This is a genomic window from Acinetobacter albensis (genome assembly GCF_900095025.1).
GTDB classification, from domain to species: domain Bacteria; phylum Pseudomonadota; class Gammaproteobacteria; order Pseudomonadales; family Moraxellaceae; genus Acinetobacter; species Acinetobacter albensis.
Window position 1 is genome coordinate 170482 of the sequence record NZ_FMBK01000001.1, and the last position, 22082, is coordinate 192563.

At 38.4% G+C, this 22082-nt stretch carries 17 protein-coding genes; 5 read left to right on the plus strand and 12 right to left on the minus strand.

Annotated elements, in window-relative coordinates:
- Positions 1–71: 71 nt before the first annotated feature.
- Genes GA0116959_RS00795 through pilG form a run of 4 tightly spaced genes read right to left on the minus strand, consistent with a single transcriptional unit; the run spans position 72 to position 3505 of the window.
- Entirely contained in the window at positions 72–2144 is a 2073-nt protein-coding gene (locus GA0116959_RS00795) for a methyl-accepting chemotaxis protein (RefSeq protein ID WP_053578504.1), read from the minus strand.
- Between the two features lie 42 nt (positions 2145–2186).
- Positions 2187–2723 carry a chemotaxis protein CheW gene (locus tag GA0116959_RS00800; protein WP_053578505.1) on the minus strand — a complete coding sequence of 179 codons (537 nt, stop codon included), beginning with the start codon at positions 2721–2723 and terminating at the stop codon, positions 2187–2189.
- Positions 2724–2729: 6 nt separating this feature from the next.
- Complete coding sequence (locus GA0116959_RS00805; RefSeq protein WP_053578506.1) at positions 2730–3098, minus strand: response regulator; 369 nt, start codon at positions 3096–3098, stop codon at positions 2730–2732.
- Between the two features lie 23 nt (positions 3099–3121).
- Positions 3122–3505, minus strand: coding sequence for a twitching motility response regulator PilG (gene pilG / locus GA0116959_RS00810; RefSeq protein ID WP_092717291.1), 384 nt, complete (start codon positions 3503–3505; stop codon positions 3122–3124).
- Positions 3506–3781: 276 nt separating this feature from the next.
- Between pilG and GA0116959_RS00815 the strand changes: the two genes are divergently transcribed.
- From GA0116959_RS00815 to GA0116959_RS00830, 4 genes are all read left to right on the plus strand, one after another.
- Entirely contained in the window at positions 3782–4423 is a 642-nt protein-coding gene (locus GA0116959_RS00815; protein ID WP_092717294.1) for a hypothetical protein, read from the plus strand.
- 54 nt (positions 4424–4477) lie between these two features.
- The gene (locus tag GA0116959_RS00820) at positions 4478–5602 is read left to right on the plus strand and encodes an efflux RND transporter periplasmic adaptor subunit (protein ID WP_092717297.1); all 1125 of its coding nucleotides are present in this window, start codon (positions 4478–4480) and stop codon (positions 5600–5602) included.
- A 22-nt stretch (positions 5603–5624) separates the two neighbouring features.
- Positions 5625–8729: an efflux RND transporter permease subunit gene (locus GA0116959_RS00825; protein ID WP_092717300.1), complete on the plus strand. Its 3105-nt coding sequence runs from the start codon at positions 5625–5627 to the stop codon at positions 8727–8729.
- Between the two features lie 96 nt (positions 8730–8825).
- Positions 8826–10541, plus strand: coding sequence for a proline--tRNA ligase (locus tag GA0116959_RS00830; RefSeq protein ID WP_092717303.1), 1716 nt, complete (start codon positions 8826–8828; stop codon positions 10539–10541).
- A gap of 81 nt (positions 10542–10622) precedes the next feature.
- Here GA0116959_RS00830 and GA0116959_RS00835 read toward each other — a convergent pair whose 3' ends face one another.
- The 7 genes from GA0116959_RS00835 to GA0116959_RS00865 all read right to left on the minus strand — a co-directional run bounded on the left by GA0116959_RS00835 (position 10623) and on the right by GA0116959_RS00865 (position 19583).
- Positions 10623–11642: a DUF6160 family protein gene (locus GA0116959_RS00835; RefSeq protein ID WP_092717306.1), complete on the minus strand. Its 1020-nt coding sequence runs from the start codon at positions 11640–11642 to the stop codon at positions 10623–10625.
- A 214-nt stretch (positions 11643–11856) separates the two neighbouring features.
- Complete coding sequence (locus tag GA0116959_RS00840) at positions 11857–12969, minus strand: hypothetical protein (protein ID WP_092717310.1); 1113 nt, start codon at positions 12967–12969, stop codon at positions 11857–11859.
- A 21-nt stretch (positions 12970–12990) separates the two neighbouring features.
- On the minus strand, positions 12991–15342 hold the full coding sequence (locus GA0116959_RS00845) for a DUF6160 family protein (protein ID WP_092717313.1): 2352 nt from the start codon (positions 15340–15342) through the stop codon (positions 12991–12993).
- A gap of 23 nt (positions 15343–15365) precedes the next feature.
- Positions 15366–16061 carry a hypothetical protein gene (locus GA0116959_RS00850; RefSeq protein WP_092717316.1) on the minus strand — a complete coding sequence of 232 codons (696 nt, stop codon included), beginning with the start codon at positions 16059–16061 and terminating at the stop codon, positions 15366–15368.
- A gap of 9 nt (positions 16062–16070) precedes the next feature.
- On the minus strand, positions 16071–18053 hold the full coding sequence (locus GA0116959_RS00855) for a hypothetical protein (RefSeq protein ID WP_092717319.1): 1983 nt from the start codon (positions 18051–18053) through the stop codon (positions 16071–16073).
- 243 nt (positions 18054–18296) lie between these two features.
- Positions 18297–18866, minus strand: a complete 570-nt coding sequence (gene dcd / locus GA0116959_RS00860) for a dCTP deaminase (protein ID WP_053578516.1) — start codon at positions 18864–18866, stop codon at positions 18297–18299.
- 123 nt (positions 18867–18989) lie between these two features.
- Positions 18990–19583, minus strand: a complete 594-nt coding sequence (locus tag GA0116959_RS00865; RefSeq protein ID WP_092717322.1) for a LysE family translocator — start codon at positions 19581–19583, stop codon at positions 18990–18992.
- A gap of 276 nt (positions 19584–19859) precedes the next feature.
- On the opposite strand from GA0116959_RS00865, the gene GA0116959_RS00870 reads away from it, so the two are divergent.
- Positions 19860–20411 (plus strand): DUF2062 domain-containing protein, encoded by a 552-nt coding sequence (locus GA0116959_RS00870; RefSeq protein WP_053578518.1) that lies wholly within the window; start codon positions 19860–19862, stop codon positions 20409–20411.
- A 137-nt stretch (positions 20412–20548) separates the two neighbouring features.
- Here GA0116959_RS00870 and apbC read toward each other — a convergent pair whose 3' ends face one another.
- Entirely contained in the window at positions 20549–21829 is a 1281-nt protein-coding gene (apbC, locus tag GA0116959_RS00875; protein ID WP_092717325.1) for an iron-sulfur cluster carrier protein ApbC, read from the minus strand.
- Between the last annotated feature and the right edge of the window lie 253 nt (positions 21830–22082).

Genomic DNA, 22082 nt, shown 5'->3' on the forward strand with positions numbered 1-22082 from the left:
CATTATCTGTTTTTGTAATAGTGCATTCCATCCTTGAGTAAAATGCACCGTTCCATCCACTATTTTTAGACTTAATCAGGTAATTTAAAATCTGTTACCGATTCACGTAAAGATTCAGCCATATTCGCCAATTCAGATACAGATCGTGCAGTATCAAAAGTTGCAGTCGTCGTTTGCGAGGTAATTTCCTGTACGACATTCATGGTCGTTGCAATATGACCTGCTGAAGCAGACTGAAGTTTTGCCGCATCCGAAATATTGGCAATCAGTTTTGCCAAATTACCCGATACATTTTGAATTTCGTCTAGTGCAACGCCCGCATCTTTAGATAAGTTCGCACCGCGAACAACTTCCGACGTGGTTTGTTCCATCGAAATTACAGCTTCATTGGTATCGGTTTGAATGGTTTTTACCAATCCTTCAATCTGCTTGGTTGCAGAGGCTGAACGTTCAGCAAGACGCTGTACTTCATCTGCAACTACGGCAAATCCACGACCTGCTTCACCTGCCATTGATGCCTGAATGGCTGCATTCAGTGCCAAAATGTTTGTTTGATCGGCAATATCGTTAATCAAGGCCACGATGTTCCCAATTTCTTGTGATGATTCACCCAAACGCTTAATACGTTTTGACGTTTCTTGAATCTGCTCACGAATGGTATCCATCCCTTCAATTGAACGGTTTACAACATCTGCACCATTTGCAGCAATTTGTACTGAACGTTCAGCAACCACTGCAGACTCGGTCGCATTTGACGATACTTGGTCAATTGACATGGCCATTTCATTAATTGCAGCAGATGCCCCTGCAATTTCTTGTGCTTGATGTTCTGAAGCTTCAGCAAGCTGATTGGTAATACCTTGAGTGTTGGCAGTATATTGTGCAACTTCATGAGAAGTATCAGTAATACGCGATACAAGGTCACGTAACTGGTCAATAGCAAAGTTAATCGAATCTGCAATCGCACCAGTAAAGTCCTCGGATACCGTTGCATATGAACGCAAATCACCATCCGCCAAATCGGCAATTTCATCGAGTAAACGTAAAATCGCATTCTGATTACGGTCATATTCTTCTTGTAAACGCACTACACGTTCTTTATCTGACTCACCACGTAGTCCCAATAATTTATAGACCGAATATAAAAAGCCAGTTAACAGTAAAATCATTAACAAGGCAGGAATCGTGGTAGACCAATTACTGCTACCCGATAATTTATTTAAGTTATTTAATAGCTCATCTGCTTGGGCAAAAATAGACGAAGACGCTTGGCGTACTTTTACAATTTGTGAAGAGTTTTGAAGAATGGTTGCAGAAGCTGATTTCAATACATCATCATATTCAGCCTTAATGCCGACCAATGATTCACGTAATTCAGGATCAGTAATTTGTACCACCCCAAGCTCACTACTTCCATTTAACTGAGCATTTAAATATGCACCAAATGTTTCAGTGTCTGCACTAAAGTCATTGGCTGATTCACGAGAATTATCATTCCCTGTAAGTACTGAGTTAATAGAGCGAAGAATACGTTCCGCAATAAATACTTGGTTTTTTGCAAGTACCACCTGATTACTTGGCATATCTTGACGTGCCATTTGGTCAACCATCAAGTTATATTCAGCCTGAATCCCAGGAATACTTTCACCAATCGCAATATTGGTATCGTACAGTTGGTTAATGATTTTTTGTTGAGAATTAATTAAATCAATGCTGTCCGATATAGTTTTCCATTGCTTTTCAACAGCATCCAAAGCTGCTGTCTGTGAATGAATATCTTTCACAGTTTCAAGATTTTCGGTGAATGCCTTTTGAGATTGGATCAGTTTGTCAATCGACTCTTTCGTTCCAGATGCAGTTGCTTCAGTTGCTTGACGCGAAATCGTTTGAGATAAAAGACGCAAGTCACCCAAGCTTTGGGTTAATTGGTTATTGCGTGGAACACTATAAAATAAATAGAGCAACAGTAGCGTTGCTAAAAATAAACTTGCAATCGCACCATACAGAAATGGCTTAGACTTTTCACTATCACCAAATACTCGAGATAATTGATCCGTTTGGGATTGAATTTTCGTGAGTAAAGCATTCCTTGTTTTAGGAGCACTGCTTTCACCTGTATTTTTCTTTTTAAGTTTAAAGCCCATTCAGCCTCTCCCCAAGTTCGCCATTATTCTTTAGTGCGACTATTAATTTATAAATTTTATAGATGCATTCATATATTTTGGATTTTGCAATAATCGACTAAATAAAAAAACATGCCAATACTGGTTATGTTGATAAAAACATCCCTGACAGTATTCAGTTAAATTACTTTGCAATTCACTTTGTTTAGAAAAAAAACTTTTCTTATTAAAGTGTTGAATTCCCAAAACTTGATCTACTACCAAACCGACATAATGGTCATTATGACTAATACACAAAACTTTCTGAGTAGGTGAAAACTGACTTCTTTGACCCGAAATATACTGAGCTAAATCAGTCACTGAAAGTAAACGCCCGCGAATATTTGCCAATCCCATGACCCATGCTTGAGTGTTTGGAACAGGTGTATATTTCGGCGGGTAAATTACTTCAAATACTTCCCCTAAAGGGGCAACAAAATATTGCCCCATCATCTCAAAAGCAATGCCTGACCAACGGTTTATTTCATTTTCGGTGGTAACGTAGTTTTTATTACCACGTTTAGCCAGCCGAAGTAATTCGATAAATCCATTCGCTGCCATAGCGTTTTATCCTGCATCGAGGTGCTGTTTAATCACATCAATTAATTGTTTTTCGTCTATAGGTTTGGTTAAATAATCACTTGCACCTTGACGCTTGCCCCAAACACGGTCAGTAGCCTGATCTTTAGTACTGACAATCACGATTGGAATATGTTTTGTAGTCGCACCGCGTGCTATTTGACGTGTTGCCTGAAAACCATTAACACCAGGCATCACCACATCCATTAATACAAGATCTGGCAACTCCGCTTGAGCCATGGTGACGCCATCTGCACCATTTGTAGCTTCAAGAACATCAAAGCCATGTTTGGTCAATATTTCTTTAAAACGAAATGTTTCAGTTGGTGAGTCATCAACGATAAGAATACGTGACATGATTTTCCCCAATATAATTTAATTTATGCGGTGACGTGATTTCGAATTGCATTTAATAATTCGTCTTTGCTAAAAGGTTTGGTTAAATACTCATCTGAACCAACAACCCGACCTTTCGCCTGATCAAATAAGCCATCTTTACTCGATAACATAATCACAGGAATATTTTGATAATTTTGAGAGTTTTTAATTAATGCACACGTTTGATAACCGTCTAAGCGTGGCATCATGATATCGACAAATACAATATCAGGATTAACTTCTGCAATTTTTGATAATGCCTCAAAACCGTCTACTGCTGTGACTACTTCAAATCCTTCACGCTGTAATAATGTTTCTGCAGTACGGCGAATCGTTTTTGAATCATCAATTACCATGACTTTTAGATTTTGGAATTTATCGTCCATTTAATGACCCTTCTCATTTTTAGAATGCACAAACAATTTGAGTAGTGAGTTTTATTACAAGTTACCAACGTTTTTAACATATCTTTACTTGCACTTTCAATGAGCATTTTCAGAACAAAGACGCGTTTTGGCATTTTAATAAGACTTATCTCACACTTTACATCGATCAACCATTTTTTTTGACTCTAGAGAGTTTTTTATTCTCAATTTTGAGTCTAATATACCTTTTTATTACTTTTAATAAGTAGTTTAGTCAACTTTAAATTGGGGGATACAATGCAAAGTCAGTTTAAACAAAAACTTGCTTTCATTGGGCAAAAAAAAATGACCAGAAAATTCATTTTATTGGTCGTCATGATTTTTCAATCAGTCTATCTGAGTGCTCAAGAACCTTTGAAGCCAACATGGTACCGCTATTACGATCATAAAGGTGTAGCTAATATTAGTAGCAATGTGACACCCAATCATATTCGTTTTGGCTACGAAGCATTAGACCAAAATATGCAAGTGATTCAACGTAATCGCCCATATAACAGTGAAGCAGATGCTAAGAAAGCGCCACAACGTGCAGCACAAGCCAGACAAAATGCAGCAGATTTAAAACTCAAAAAAGCCTATGGCAATGCTCAAGTTGCACTGACAAAAAAAAATGAATCTCTAAAAGGAATAAAAAAACAAATCATTTTTCAGCAAGATCAATTAAAACAATTGCAAAATGATCGAATTTATTTTAAACGTCAAGAAATGGAACACTTACGTAAAGGACAAGGTATTCCTGCCGTACTCAAAAGTACACTGGAAAACAATCAGAAAAATATTAAAGAAAGGAAAGATAATATTGAAGTATTACAAAGCTACTATCGTAATACACAGACCAAATACGACAATATTATTACACGTTTAAAAACATTGGAATAAATGCTTTTCTACTAAAACAGAATTGTCGCCCCATATGATTAAGGATAAGCACGCATGCAACTTTACAGGCATATTAAAAACAATAAATTAAATGTCTTTATCGTCTATTTTACATGCAGTGTGTTGTATCTAAGCATGTTAAGCGCTTGCAAAAAAAATGAAGTGGAACCTTCAGTTGAAACGATAAAAAAAATTGAACTCATCCCCCAAGATTTAGTTTTGGTACAAGATGGCAGCGCTGTAGCAAAAACTCCATTTACAGGCACTCTTCGTGCTGTAAATCAAAGCAGCATTCAAGCTCAAATCACGGCGACTGCAACCGAGGTCAATGCACAAGTTGGACAAACAGTATCTCAAGGACAAATCTTGGTTCGCCTAAATAATCCAGACAATGCCGCACGTTTAGCCCAAGCCAAAGCGAATTTAAGTTCGACTCAAGCACAAGCCACGCTCGCTAAAAATATGATGCAGCGAAAAAAACGGTTATTGGATCAAGGTTTTATTTCCAAGGTGGAATATGAACAAGCCACAGTCGACTATCAAGCCCAACAGGAAAATGTAAAAGCCCAACAGGAAAATGTGAATATCGCACAGAAAGCGAATCTTGACGGCACCATTTTAAGTCCTATTTCTGGTGTGATTACGCAACGCCAAATAGAAAAAGGACAAACAGTTACGGTCGGACAAACATTATTTGAAATAGTCGACCCAAAACATTTAGAAATACAGGCGAAATTACCCAGTGACATGCAAGCAGCTTTAAAAGTGGGTCAGAATATTGAATACACGATTCAAGGTAATCCTGCTTCACTAAGTGCAGTTTTAACGCGTATTTCTCCCATCGCAGATCCCGCTAGTCGCCAGCTAGAATTTTTTGCAAAACCGAACCAAAGCATTCACTCAATCAGTATTGGTGCATTTGTAGATGGCAATATTCTTGCCTCCCAACCCGTTTCTGGTCAGCTAATTCCTCTAGACGTCATTCAAGATATTAAAAATCAAGCCTATGTTTGGGTCATCCGCAATCAAAAAATTGCAAAAGTTCATCTGGTGATTTTAGAACAACGTTATCATGACAATTCTGCTGTGGTACAAGGTTTAAACAAAGGCGACCAAATTAGCCGTATAAAATTTGATGAACAAGATCTTGATCATGACGTGATCATCACTCAAAAATAATAAATAAGCACAGGTTATTGTTATGTGGTTGACCCGAATTAGCGTTAAATACCCTGTTTTCACTCTCATGATGATGTTATGCCTATTGGTCTTAGGCTTGGCTTCTTGGCAACGAATGGGCGTTGAAGAATTTCCAGATGTTGATTTTCCATTTGTAGTGGTCTATACCACTTACCCTGGCGCATCGCCAGAAACCATTGAATCTGAAATTACACAAAAATTGGAAGAACAGATCAATACCATTTCTGGTTTAAAACAAGTCATTTCTCAGTCTAGCGAAGGACTTTCAACGATTATTGTCGAATTTAATTTAGATGTTTCCTCTACTGTTGCAGCTCAAGATATTCGAGATAAAATTTCCAGTGTAACTGCCAAATTTCGTGATGAAATCCAAGATCCTATTGTTGAGCGTTATGATCCAACTGCAAATGCTGTCATGTCGATCGTATTTGAATCTAAAACCCTACCATTGAGAGATTTAAGCGCTTATTTAGATCAGAAAATTGTGCCACAACTTCGTACAGTCACTGGCGTAGGGGCAGTTAATCTTTTAGGGGATGCGCAACGTCAAATTCGAATTGAAATAAATCCACAAAAATTACAAAGTTTTGCGATTGGTATTGATCAGGTCATCAATACCTTAAAAAATGAAAATATAGAAGTTCCTGCTGGAGTATTAAAACAATCGTCTTCAGAACTTGTGGTCGAAATTAAATCTAAAATTATTCATCCGCAGTCTTTCGGTGATTTAATTATCGCCACCAAAAATGGTACACCGATATTCTTAAAACAAATTGCAACAATTGAAGATAGCCAAGCAGACTTAGAATCAAGTGCCTATCTAAATGGTCAAACTGCGGTGGCTATCGATATTTTGCGCAGTTCCGATGCTAACGTTATCCAAGTGGTAAATGCCACCTATAAAGCCCTCACTCAAATTAAAAAACAATTACCCACAGGAACTGTAGCAAAAGTAGTGGTGGATAGTTCCAAAGGTATTCGTGCCAGTATTAAGGATGTCGCGCGCACCATTATTGAAGGCGCAGTTTTGGCCGTTCTGATTGTTTTACTGTTTTTAGGTTCTTTTCGTTCAACTGCCATTACTGGCTTAACTTTACCAATTGCTTTGCTCGGCACACTGACCTTTATTTGGGCGTTTGGTTTCTCGATTAACATGATGACTTTGTTGGCACTTTCACTGAGTATTGGCTTACTCATTGATGATGCGATCGTGGTACGAGAAAATATTGTTCGTCATACTGATATGGGCAAAGATCCGGTAAGTGCGGCATTAGATGGCACAAAAGAAATTGGGCTGGCAGTTTTAGCAACGACTTTAACTATTGTCGCGGTATTTTTACCTGTGGCTTTTATGGGCGGTATTATTGGTCGCTTCTTTTATCAGTTTGGTGTCACAGTCAGTACTGCTGTTCTGATTTCGATGTTTGTCAGTTTTACCCTTGACCCCATGCTTTCTGCACACTGGGCAGAAAAAAATATCACCGATCAAAAACCGGGGAAAATTAAGCGCTTTTTTAATTGGATTTCAAATAAACTCGACAACTTAAGTCATTATTATGAAAAACTATTAAAATTGGCTTTACGCTTTCGAATGGCGACCCTGCTGATTGCTCTTGCTTCGCTTTTTGGCGCCTTCGGACTGTCCACTCTCATTGGGACCGAATTTGTGCCCGTACCAGACAAAAGCGAAATTCGAATTAAATTTGAAACGCCTGTCAATGCGTCACTTGAATACTCACAAGCCAAGCTGTTACAAGTTGAGCACATTATTCGTAAGCATCCAGAAGTACTCAATACTTACGGAATTATTAATGGTGCAACTGATCGAGGTAAAAATCATGTCACTTTACGTGTGAGTGTGACGCCGCGTTTAGAGCGTGATAAAAGCTTAACCCAACTCAATAATGAATTCCGTCAACGATTACAAAGCGTTGCAGGTATCCGTATTACTTCGGTTGCTTCTGCAGATGAAACCGTTTCTGGTGGACAAAAACCAGTTTTAATTTCAATTAAAGGCCCTGAACTTGATGAGTTACAGAAAATATCTGATCGTTTCCTGAAAGAAATTTCTAAAGTAAATGGCTTGGTCGATGTGGAGAGTTCTCTCAAAGAACCCAAACCAACCTTAGCAGTACACATTAATCGTTTACTTGCTAGTGATTTAGGTTTATCTGTCAATCAAATAGCCAATGTAGTTCGGCCTTTACTTGCAGGTGATAATGTCACTTCTTGGCAAGATGAAAAAGGTGAAAGCTATGATGTCAATTTACGTTTAGGTGAAAACAACCGCGCTCTGCCCCGTGATATTGAATATCTTTATCTCAACTCCTCAAAAACAGATGCCTCAGGTCAATCCATTTTGGTTCCATTGGCAAGTGTTGCAAAGTTTGAAGAAAGTTTGGGTGCATCGCAAATTAATCGACGCGATTTAGCCCGTGAAGTTTTAATCGAAGCCAATACTGCAGGTCGACCTGCTGGCGATATCGGTCAAGAGATTCAAAAAATCCAAGATGATTTTGAGTTACCTGCGGGTTATAGTTTTGAGACTCAGGGTGCAAACAAGGATATGGCCGAATCGGCAGCTTACGCCATGACGGCCATTACTCTTTCGATTGTATTTATCTACATTGTATTGGGATCACAATTCAATAGTTTTATTCATCCCGCAGCGATTATGGCTTCCCTCCCCCTCTCGTTAATTGGGGTGTTTTTGGCATTATTTTTATTCAACTCTACCCTAAATTTATTTTCGATAATTGGCATTATCATGCTGATGGGTTTGGTCACTAAAAATGCCATTCTTCTCATTGATTTTATCAAAAAAGCTATGGATCGTGGTGAACAGCGCTTTGATGCCATTATTGCAGCAGGGAAGACCCGTTTGCGTCCTATTTTAATGACCACCAGTGCGATGGTGATGGGCATGGTTCCACTGGCATTAGGACTCGGTGAAGGTGGTGAACAAAGTGCACCTATGGCGCATGCGGTGATTGGTGGCGTGATTACCTCCACCCTTCTTACTTTAGTGGTTGTCCCCGTGATCTTTACTTACTTGGATGACTTTAAGAATTTTATGACGCGCCAAATTCATAAAATCATGTCATAATCCATGCCATTACTCTGAGGTGACATGCTGAAATGTTCGCCTCATTTTTTATCATATAATCTTATGCTTTAACGCTTTGTTATTAGGACAGTTTTCATGCGCGCGAGTCGCTTTTTGTTTGCTACGTTAAGAGAAACCCCAAACGATGCTGAAGTTATTTCACATCAACTTATGTTACGTGCGGGAATGATTCGCAAATTGGCTTCAGGTTTATACACTTGGTTACCGATGGGCGTACGTGTACTCAATAAAGTGGAAGCGATTGTACGTGAAGAAATGAATCGTGCCGGTTCACTTGAAGTATTTATGCCTGTAACGCAACCCTCAAGTCTTTGGGAAGAATCAGGTCGCTTTGTTCAATATGGCCCAGAACTTTTGCGCTTCAAAGACCGTCATAACAACGACTTTGTACTTGGTCCTACCCATGAAGAAGTAATTACCGATCTTGCGCGTAACGAACTCAAAAGTTACAAACAACTTCCAATCAATTTTTACCAAATTCAAACCAAATTTCGTGATGAAATTCGTCCACGTTTTGGCGTAATGCGTTCTCGTGAATTTATTATGAAAGATGCCTATTCTTTCCATGTAGACCAAGCATCATTACAAAATACCTATGACATCATGTACGATACATATTGCCGTATCTTTACGCGTTTAGGTTTAGATTTCCGTCCAGTTCAAGCCGATACAGGTTCAATTGGTGGTTCAGGTTCGCATGAGTTCCATGTTTTAGCCTCAAGTGGTGAAGATGATATCGCATTCTCTACCCAGTCTGATTATGCAGCGAATGTCGAAATGGCTGAAGCCGTTTTAGTCGGTGAACGTGCGGCTGCGACTCAAGAATTAAAACTGGTGGATACGCCCAATCAAAAAACCATTACAGAGGTGTCTACGTTTCTTCAAACAGAAACAAAAAACTCTGTTAAAGCATTATTGGTTCAAGGTAAACCAGATGAGAAAGGTCAAGTGCCTGTTGTTGCCTTATTCCTTCGTGGTGACCATGAACTCAATGAAATTAAAGCTGAAAAACATGCTGCCATTGCTTCACCTTTAACGTTTGCAACAGAAGAGCAAATTGCAGCGCTGGATCTCGTTACAGGTTTTATTGGGCCACAAGGTCTAGTCGAAAAAGGTTTAATTGTCATCGTAGACCGTGCTGCATCAGTCTTGTCTGACTTTGTAGCAGGCGCCAATCTCGCCGATCAACATGCGACAGGTGTCAATTGGGAACGTGATGCAACATTTACTGAAGTTTATGACTTACGTAATGTGGTTGAAGGTGATCCATCACCAGATGGTCAAGGGACGATTCAGATTAAACGCGGTATTGAGGTCGGTCATATTTTCCAACTGGGTCAAAAATACTCTGAAGCGCTGAATTGTAAAGTGCTCGGAGAAGATGGTAAGCCTTTGGTGGTCACTATGGGATGTTACGGTATTGGCGTTACACGTGTGATTGCTTCTGCAATTGAACAAAACTTTGATGATAAAGGAATTATCTGGCCAAAATCGATTGCTCCTTTTGATATTGCGATTGTACCGATGAATGCGCATAAATCCCCACGTACAGTAGAGGCTGCTGAAGCCTTGTATACAGAATTACAAGCGGCTGGATATGATGTACTTCTTGATGATCGTAATGAACGTCCAGGCGTTAAATTTTCTGATTTAGAATTAACAGGTATTCCACATCGTATTGTACTCGGTGAAAAAGGTTTAGATGCAGGCACTTTTGAATATAAAGGTCGTAATGATGCAGAGTCTATAAATATTAGCAAAGAAGCGCTCTTGGCTAAACTTGCTCAATAATGACGATGACCTGAAAATCCCGCCTAGCGCGGGATTTTTTATGATAAAAATATGTCTTAAATGATAAAAACAATGATGGCGTTACATACCTCGAACATTGACTTTAAGGTTTGTCGCTGACACACCGACTGCCCCAATGTTACCCATTGAGCCATTTTGTAGTCCATTAAATACATTGGCATTGGATTGCCCTTTCTCTCCAAGTTGAAGGTTTTTAATAGATATATTCAACTTATCAGAAACACCTTCATTTCCAAAAACGATTCCACCCGGAATGTTTTCGGAACCACTTGTGACATCATTGACTAAACTTAGATAAAAACCATTTAAAGAAAAACCATTGGCATCTTTACCTGTAATTTGTGCATCAAATTGTGCACCCGTATTTCCTGAAACCAAGTTAAATGAACAACCATCGGGTTGTGCCGTCGTCGACCCACAAATCGAATCGATTGCACCACCAAATTTGATCAATTGACCTTGTGGAGAATGACCCAATTGAATATTCATAGTCGGCTTATTGGCCGCAATAAATTTAATATCAATATTGCTACTACTGCGTAATAATTCTGTAATATTGTTTTTTAAACTCGTTCCCGTCGTAAAAATGGATTTTTGGGTATACGTTGAACCCAGAACAGAGGAAATAGCATCTGAACCATCAGGCACCATATATGCTGAAAACGGACGTATACGAAGCCCATTGACCTGATTGCCTAAAGATAGGGCAAGATTAGCAAATGCACCATTGATTCCTGAGCCAGCATCTGTATCAACAACCACTTTTAACGCTTGTGAAGCACTATTTTGAATGGTGCCATTTGCATTGAAAATTTCAACAAAATCTACGCCAATAGGAGCCGTAGCACCAGGACTTTTTGCCATCACCAAAGCTGCTTTTGTAGTCGCGTTTGGCGTAAAACCATTTTTATCAATAATTGCTACTTGATTAAAATCAATTTTTGAAATACTCACATCCACTGTTAAACCATCTTGCCCAGTGGTATTGGAAAGACTGTGATCATCAAGTGGCTGCATCGCCATCGTGATTGGACTTAATAATAATAAAGACAAGCATCCCAATTTTTTGTTTTTTTTCATTGTCCTAATCCATAGACAAGTGTTTAAAATATGTCCAAAGTCTAGCACAGTTAAAACATATCATCATGAGTATAAGATAAATGGTTTTAACCACAATTCCACTAGACAAAATTCAACTATTTACACCATAAATTAAATGTACGACATTAAAATTTATTCATTTTAAGACTAAAAAATTGCTAAAAATGAGTTCATTATTTTTATCAATTTGAATTTAACAGAATGTTAAACCACCATAACAGTTATCCACTGGAAACTGATTTTGATTCAAATCTTTTAAATCTAAGCCAAATACTGCACCCAACGTCGTATATACTCGTCTTGTGGTGAAGTTTTCGATTTTACTTTCTGGCAGTTCCATCCACCAACCTTTTTGTGCATTCAACCATTTTCCGTTGGTATTCCACATGACATCCTGTCCCTGCACAGATATACCGAAATTATCTACACTTTCACCAGGATCATATTTTCTATTCCCATTAGGATCACTACCTGCAGTAATGTTATGAATAAATCTTAAATCTTGGTCTAAATTTGAATTAATCGTTAAATTAAGTAAGGATTTTACTTTAATTCCATTTAAGTTAACTCGACTAGCACGTTGCATTAATAAATCAAAGTAATTATCACCTGTATTAGGTTCATTAGCATTAATCGTGGAATTGGTACTTGTAAGCTCGAAATTTAGAAAACCCGTACAACCATTTTGTGTAGTAGGTGCATAACTACAAATAGTAGTAGGAACAATACCGTTATTGATAATGGTTGGCATATGACCACTGATACTATTAATACCTGTATGGTTAGCTGCAACATTAGGGTCACTACCATTCGTGGGTGGGCTACCAATCGAGAGCATGCCCCAAATAGAATCGGCACCTATTTTAAAACCGACCAATTCCCGAGTAGAAGCACTGGTTGGATTTTTAATGGCAATTTCATAAAAAGGATTAATCAGGGTGAAATCCGATGCAGGTCCTGCATCTGTACCACCTGCCATATTACCAGTAGGCACAATACCTGTAAAACTCACGTTATCAAGGTCAATATCACAACCTGCCCCTTTAACTCCCCCACAGCCCAACTGGAGTTTTTTAATATTGGCATTTAAATCAAGTTGAGCTTCCATTCCTAATTTATAAAAACCCGTGTCAACGTTTGGATTGGTTCCCCCTGGCCCGATATAAGACATGTTAAATAATGCCTGTCCTGTTTCTGCCGACAACTCACTGTCCGTTAATACCTTTAAACTATTGCCTGTCGCGGCTAAAACACTTCCACTCATCATACCCAGCATAGCGATTGCTAAATAGTTCATCCTTTTCATATTTTTATCTCCTATGCTGACTTAATGCGGGGTGATATTAAACTGGCTATTAATTTTCCCGCCAGTAAAAACCATTTCACCTAAACGCTGTGCAGTTCCACCTGTTGGATAGAAATTCAAGTCTTTAACGCGTAATACATCCGAAGCCTGATTATTGGGATTAATTCTTAATGAGGTATTTAAATCAACATTATCCTTGTTAATTTTAATTTGGTTACTAAAGCTGATTTTACCTGAGATATTATCCAGCCCAACAATTGAATTATCAATTGGCTCAACGATTTGAATCGCACCATTGGTCAGATTCATTGTGCCATCAAAACTAATATAATTGCTATCAAGAGTATTACCCCCTGGTACCATCACCATGTCAACACCACCTTCCATGCGCAAGCGTAAACCGAACAGCACATCATTATTCGTGATAAAACCATTAATTGGTGCATAACCTTTACCAATAGTTTTATATTGTGATCCTGGTAAATAACCGACTGCGAACTGGCCCGCAGCAGCGAGCATAAACTTCGGAATATTAATATTGAGTTTGCCGCCTTCAAGACCAATACTGCCATAGCCATTCATCAACATGTCAATATTACGGATACCAAGATAGTAGTTAATAGGATCGCCTGTTAAAGCTTCATCTCTTAAACCATCACCATTACTATCGCTAGCACCATATTTTTTACCGTCAATGAGCATAATTGAGGTTGTTTTTGATCCATCATTTCCCAACGCCAGATTCTGAGCAACGGTCTTGGTAAAATCATAGTTAATCCCTTGTGTTGCCATAGAAAGTGCAAAGCCTAAACGTTCCGCAGTCGTACCATTCCCTTCTGTAGCTGTCGGACCACCATAAAGCGCGATATTACTATTGAGATTATAGAAGGGTAAACCTAAGCCCCATGTACCGCCACCACTTGGATCATTTGCAGTAATTCCATCTTTATATACATCTGGACTGGCAATAAATTGAGTTTGTCTAGCTAAAGCCTGAAAATTGGTACCACGTGAAGCGATGACCAGAGAACGTGGATTCGCTCCACTGCTACGACTGTGAAGTAATTGTGAATAGTTATCTGGAACGGTCAAATTTCCAGTTAAAAATGGTGCAGCATTGAGTACAGCATTTTGCGGCAAGGCCATGCGCTTGGTATCTGCTAGATTAATATAAACATTACCTGAATCAAAATAAGCACGATCTGTATTTAGAGCTCCTCCACCATTTTGCTTACGCACCAACAAAGGACTTAGATTACTAAAAGATAAGCCATAAGCTTGCGTACCACCATGTCCCAACTCTAGTGTAGTTGCAGCTTCCCCGCTTGGTAAATTATTTTCATTACTGAACTCAGCATACATTCGGGTCGCTAATCCAGTACTGCCCATAATTGTACTGGCAGTCGGTGCTGCAGTAAGAGTGGTACTATTCCTTGTGAATGCTTTACCTAAAATTGCTTCACCAGCACTATCTACACCATTGGTGCCACGAAATTGTAATTTTGCTTTCGGAATATATCCTGAAGCTCCTAAACGAATCATTCCTTTGGCATTATCGGTGTTAAAGCTAGTCCCCGTATTACTCTTCATGACCAAATCAATATTTAGACCGGGTTTAGAATTTGCAAACGTCATTCCACCAGAACAATCAGCTCCCACCTCACACACTCGATTTAAATGAACAGCCCCGTCATCTCGTGTTTCAAGTATCAATCCATTGATTGGATCGACATACATGTAGCCTTTGCCTGTAAAATTAAAATTAAAATTTTTAAAAATTAATTGATTCTTAGTAGACGAAGGATCTGCAGCGTTTTCTCGCTGTGTCAGATAAAGATTAATATGTTTAAGTGATATTTCTGCATCAGATAAACTATTTTGATTAAATAATCCATCTTGTGTCTTAAAATGCAATGTCGCATTTTCCGTGGATTGTACTGTTAACCCACCTACACTGGTATCACAACTTGTTCCTGCTGCATCACATAAACGAAAACTATCCGCACTAATGGTGCCATAGCGTGATTCTATTTTCAGATCTATACCCGCTTTACCAGAAACATTTGTGCCTGTTTGAATTTGATATGTTGTACCTAAATTGTTACCTGTGATAGCAATGCCTTCTGCATAAGCACGTAGACTGGTTTCAGCGGTACCCAGAGGCAAACCTGCCTTATCTTCCCAATAGAGTCGATCAATATTTAGATTATCGTATGCGGTATTTATATAAATTCCATCTTGAGCATCAACCTGACGCATAGCAGTATCATTTAGCTCCTGCATCGCAAAAACTGGACTATTTGCTATATACAAACTCACTGCCAATACCGTTAATTGGAAAATGGGTTTCTGATATTTTTTATTTTTTTTCATAATCATCCTATCCGTGATCATTTCTAGCAACGAGACATATCACTCGTACAGCTAAATATTTTCAAACTTCCCTGTAAGGCAAGATTTCCATTCATGGTCAATCCAGTAAAACCCGTTTCACGTCCATTATCAAAGGCATTTGTCGTATTGGTATATTTACCCGCAGCATAAGCGCCTACTCCGCTCCCACCATTTCCCATGGCCAAGTAACCTGGAACATTATTTGTTCCTTCATTGGCTACCGTATCTGTTTCAATGGCTAAGGCACTAAAACCGAAGTTACGAATTCTGATCGGATATTTTTCACTGAAGCTCACTTGGAGCGCTGCCTTAATTTGATCTACGCCACTTGTATTTTTATAAAGTAAATCTGTCCCATCAATTTGAACTTGTTGCAGATCTATCGTGCCTTGAACACCTTTGAATACAACCCACTGTTTTTTACCAGCAGCATCTACCCGATTGTTCAAAGACATTGCAAATCGGCAAAATCTTAAATCACTACACGTTGAGCTATCAAAAGAATAAGTATCCAGAAACCCAGAAGTCGTATTGGTTTGACTTATTTGATTAAGACTGAGTAACCAATCAATCGTTGCAGCAGAAGATGCTTGTCCATCTATTTTTGCGAGTTCGTAATTTTCTACAGCTTGTAACTCAGCATGTGCATTTACACTTATTAAAGTCCATAGTGCAGCACATAATATTGATTTATTCATCATCTACTCCTACAGCCCCCGAGTGGTAATTTTCATATGTTGAATTAACATGCCATCAATGACTGCAGAACCTAAGTTTTTAGGCGCAAAATATTCTCGGGTAGATGGTAGCGTTGCAGATCCAGGATTACTTACCCAAGATGAACCATTCACCACAGCACCCGGTAAAGCCCCCCATGCTGCTCCAGCACAAGCGCCACTTTGTGCAACTGCACCTGTACAGAAATCTCCAGCATCAACCCTGCCTTCTACTTTATAAGCCGCGTGAGATACTCGTGGATCAATAGAAAAAGTAGCATGATTAACTGAACCTACATTAATCCAATCCGCCAGATTAAATTCACTGTAAGTACCGGTAGTAGCTGTAGCTCCTGAAGTATAGGTCCCATTATCTTGAAGGTACTCCCATCGTGGAGTTGTACCTGATTGATTTTTCTGACGATATTTAGATTGCAGCTGATAATAATTTTGCGTGATATTAGAAGTTGCTATATTTTTCAATGCGCCAAAAGAAACTCCAATCGCATCTGCCCCACTATATCCTGTGACCAGATTACTGCCAGCACCAGAATATTTTGTAGAACCTATAGTAATACTGCTGTGGGTGGCAGGATAAAATGTTCCACCGACTGTTTTACCACATTGGTACACATTACAAGTTGAACCCAAGTAAGTCGTTGAGGCTGGATTAGCATAATCAGTGTAAATTTTTTGATAAACATTGGCCTGATTAGGAATACGCGTGATTTCCATATTCAAGTTTTTACCATCATCGGCTACACCTATGACTAAAGGTTGATAGAGCGAACCCAGTACCAAATTAAAATTGGCTCCATACAAAAACAAACCTTCATTTTCAGCAAATGTTGGCGCTGTTGCAGCGCTATCAATTGCTGGCGTTGAAGCATTCTCACCAGCAACACCTTGAGTACTAAAACGCAATACCGATAAATTACTAGGAAGTGTATATGAAACGCCATTGTAAGTATCTGTAGTACGGAGTGCCCGATATTGATAACAAGATGCAACATCTGGGCAAGTATTATTAGCCATTCCAGTAGTTGCTCGAGTTGTATCTGTCGAACTGTAGAGATAAATTGCCTGATTGGTTGTGGTACGGGCCGCAGTACCATTGACTACGGTGGCTTTAAACCCACTGGTGTCTGTAGCCTGTGTATCACCACCATTGAACCGTAAAGTTCCGGCCAAACCCAGCGTGTTATTATAAGATGTACTTAAACCACCACTAGTCGTTGCACCACCCAAAGTTTGAAAAAGATTAATCGAACTACCATTGATACTAAAATTATTCCAGATGGCCTGTAATCGCAAACGATTGGACAATCCCGCGCCCCATCCTGCCGGATTATTATCAGGCGCAGCAACTGTCGGATTACGCATAAACACATCGGTCCACAAACCTAATTTTAAATGGTAATCATCTGTACTATTTGCACCTGTAAAACCTGCAATATCATAAGCAGGTGCTTCAAAACTTAAATAAGAAAGCGGTTTATTTACCCCAGCAAAATCTGGTGTACTTGGTGCAGTTTGTACTTTGAGCAACCATGGATTATTCGTTGTACCCCAGGATTTAACCTGACCTGTACTCGAACTATTATAACGATTGTTAATATCGGTATCTGCACGTGACAAAGCCAAACCGTATAAGAAAATATCGGCTTTTTGAGCTCCCCTTGCAGTGGCTTCTGTCGTTAGTGGCCCGACTGGAATATAACGAATATAACCAGTGTCTTTAGTACGATCGAGGTAATCAATACCCATACCCGATGTTAAATTAGGGTTGTCATTCGCCCCTTGAAAAACCATTCTAAAGTTTTCAGGGAGCATGGCAATACCCTCACCTGTAGCTTCACTTAAACCAGCATCAGAAATTTCTTGGAGCGCAAAAGTATATTGACTCACACTTAAACCTATCAGTGAAGCCAGTAAAGTTTTCTTAAATTTTACCGTATAACGAAGTGCAGTCATCAAGACCTTCCTTTTTATCAGATGCTCCGCATCATTATTTTCATTTCTTCCTAAACTTGGCACGTCCATTTTTTTAATTTGTCATTACAACAATACTTTTACCAAGTCTATACAACTTTTTATTATGCTGAATATTTATGCAATTGCAAAAAAAAAAGGATAAATGTCTCCAATTTCCGATGAATGAATAATATAAAAAATAAGCGGATCAAAATGATCCGCTTATTCAATTATTTATACAATTTAAGCTTTCGGCAAAGTCACACCTGTTTGACCTTGGTATTTACCACCACGGTCTTTATATGATGTCTCGCACACTTCATCAGATTCAAAAAACAACATTTGTGCCACTCCTTCGCCTGCATAAATACGGGCTGGCAAATTGGTTGTATTTGAAAATTCTAACGTCACATGACCTTCCCACTCAGGTTCCAAAGGCGTTACATTCACAATAATGCCGCAACGTGCATAGGTCGACTTACCTAAACAAATGGTTAAAACATTGCGTGGGATACGAAAATACTCAACTGTACGTGCTAAAGCAAATGAATTGGGTGGAATAATACACACATCAGATTCAATATCGATAAAGCTTTTATCATCAAAGTTTTTTGGATCGACAATCACGGAATGCACATTAGTAAATACTTTGAATTCACGTGCACAACGTACATCATAACCATAACTAGATACGCCATAAGAGATGAGTTTTTCACCTGCTTCATCATAACGTACTTGGTTTTCTGCATACGGTTCAATCATGCCATGATTTTCGCTCATTTCACGAATCCAACGATCAGACTTAATTGCCATTATTTCTATCCAAAAAGAGTTAAATCAATTATTGAGCTGTACTTTAACTGAAATTGGTCACAATGAAAATCATGAACAGGGCCTGTACGGCTTTTTTGCCATCATCAGTATTACGCTCTTATTTTAGAGACTTAAAAGCGCAGAGTAACTCAGTGGAATAGAAAAACTGACTAAAACCAAAGAAGCGGTTTTTTGCAAATTGGTTTGATTCAGCCAACGTAATTTATTGGACACTAAAATAGAACCAATAAAGGTCCAGAACAAGGCAATAGGAATAATTAAAACCAAGAACATCAGCATATGTATGATATAGGCATGCATACTTAACCATGCCGCGCTTGGGAAAATAGCTGAGGCAAACAAAAGTGCTTTAGGGTTTAATAATGTTGCACAGAATAATTCACGAGCACGAATACTAGGTTGTTGGTAACTGGCTTGGATCTCTGCTGTTTTCCACAATTTAATCGCAAGAAAAATAATGTACAAAGCACTTAATAATTTTAGCAGAATCGGAATGATCGGAAATTCACTTGAAACTGTTCCAATAATCACGCCCCAAATGGTGATCGAAATTAAATAGCCGATAGATTCTGCGGGAATAAGTCGCAATGATTGGCGTACACCGACCTGAATCCCAGATGATGCAAGCAAAGTATTTGTTGGACCGGGCGTCAATAAAATGGTCACAACCAAACCGATAAAAAACCATGAAATCATATGCGACCTCTCTGTAGAGAGCACGAAGACTAAATTAATTTATTGTAATGAGCAAATGAGGAATTTCATATTTTTTAGAAAATTTATTTATATTTTAATAAACAATTAAGTTTCAATTGCTTATATAGCAAACACTGTAATAACTGTACGGTCATTTGTTATAAAAGATTTCAAAAAATGCTTTACCGTATTTTTATGAACAGTCCTTTTAGTTAAAACTGTCATACCATAGGCCTTTTCAGGCACAATACCTCATTACTTTAGCATCTTATTTTTATGGCAAAAAAATTCTTCCAATCATGGCTTCCCTCTTCGCATAAAATCGCAGAGATGAAATTGATGAAGATTTTTGGTCAACGTACCTTAAATCCTTTGCTGTGGTATATAAATAGAAAATCTATTTCTAAAGCCATTTTTATTGGCACTTTTTGGGGCATGTTACCACTGCCTTTTCATAGTATTTTGATTGTATTGACTGTATTGCTTTTTGAAGTAAATTTACCGATCAGTTTATGTTTGGCTTGGCTAACTAATCCGCTTACGCTAGTTCCTATTTTGTATGTGGGTTTTTGGTTGGGTGCAAAAATATTTCAGGTCAATATGATTGATCAAGATATGATCATGGGTGTATTGCATCAGATCAGTCACGTCATTACTCATTTTGGTGAAGGACATATCGATTTAAGTTTAGCGAAAATTTTATTATCTGGTTTAATGCTAGAAGCGCTGATTTTTGCTTTGATATTTTTTATTCTTACTCGTCTTATTTGGCGCTGGAATATTATTCTTCATTATAGACGTCGTCGTTTAACTAAAAGCGAATATTAATTTTAGCAAATCATACTGTCTACACCAGTTTTAAGCTGAAAACAGTTAAGGTGAATGTACAAAAACACCTTAACTGCTCCAATTTATAAATCGTTCATTTCTTGCTTTTCGCTTTTATTAAAGCGTTTAATTTAGAATTAAAAAATTCTGTTTTCTGGCTTTTCAACTTTGGGTAATTGATTGATAATTTTTTCTGCAATCAACATATAGCTTTCGGCTGCATCATCACCCGCAATAACGGATGGTCTACCGGCATCAGCATTTTCACGAATTTGAGTATTTAAAGGCAAGCGCCCCAGTAAAGGAATATTGTATTGTGCAGACAATTGATCTCCTCCTCCTGTACCAAAAATTTGCTCTTCATGCCCACAGTGCGAACAAATATGGGTTGACATGTTTTCTATTACACCCATAACAGGAATTTGAACCTTATTAAACAACTCAATTCCCTTTGTCGCATCTAATAAAGCAACATTTTGTGGTGTAGTCACAATGACCGCCCCAGTGACTGGAATACGCTGCGCCAGTGTGAGTTGAATATCTCCTGTACCGGGAGGCATATCGATCATCAAAACATCTAAATTTGGCCATAAAGTCTGATTAAATAATTGCATTAAAGCGCCTGTTGCTTTCGGCCCGCGCCAAGCTACAGGTGTATTGTTATCACCGGTTAAATGCCCAATCGAAAGTACAGCCATGCCATAAGCCTCAATCGGAACAAATTGTTCCGCTTCAATCATTGGAGTACGTCCCGCATTTCCGAGCATAGTCGGAATGCTTGGGCCATAAATATCAGCATCTAGCACGCCGACCTTTAAACCTAACTTTTGTAAAGCCAGTGCAAGATTCACGGTTGTGGTTGATTTACCCACCCCCCCCTTGCCCGATGAAACCAAAATAATATTTTGAATACGCGGATGTTTTGTGACATCTCTTTGTTGTGGAGCTGGTTTTTGGATAGGTGGATTATTTAAGTCTTCTTGTTTTTGAGCTTCAATTGAATCAGTTCTTGCGGAAGCATCAATTGTAGGAGGAAGTTTTGGATTTGCTGAAGGTGTAGTTTTTGTTTGAGTTGAACTCGAACCTTGAGGAGCAATGTCGGCCTGCTTTGGAGGAATAGTGTTTGCAGCTTGAGTATGCTTTTGCTGAATTACATGCATATTCAATTCTTGAATACCGCATTTTTCCAGTGCTACTGCTAAATCATCATGAATTTTTTGCAAATCCTCTGCTTCATCGGGATAGGTGCGAACAGTAATTTGTAATATCTGTCCTTCTACATTCACTTGAGTGATACGGTCTTTTAGTAAATGAGAAGAGTTTGGCAATACATAGTTTTGCAGCACATTCTGGATTTCTTCTTCATTCACCCCCTGAGCCGGTGAAAAAACAGATTTAAGCGAAGAAAGCCACGACATAAATTTACTCCAAGTATGTACATACAACTGAATGTCATAGTTTAACTTTAAATACGATGAAGGTTAATCATTAATATCTGGTGTTTAAGTTAACCCACAGATCAGCGCCTGTTGTACTTAAAGTTCAATAAATAAAAACGAGCACAATCATTCAAATAATGATGCTAATGAAACTTAAAAAAATTTCATTTAAGTTAAATTTATTGCTGATCTATATAAATATTTTATTTTTATAATTCCAAAATGTTAAAAA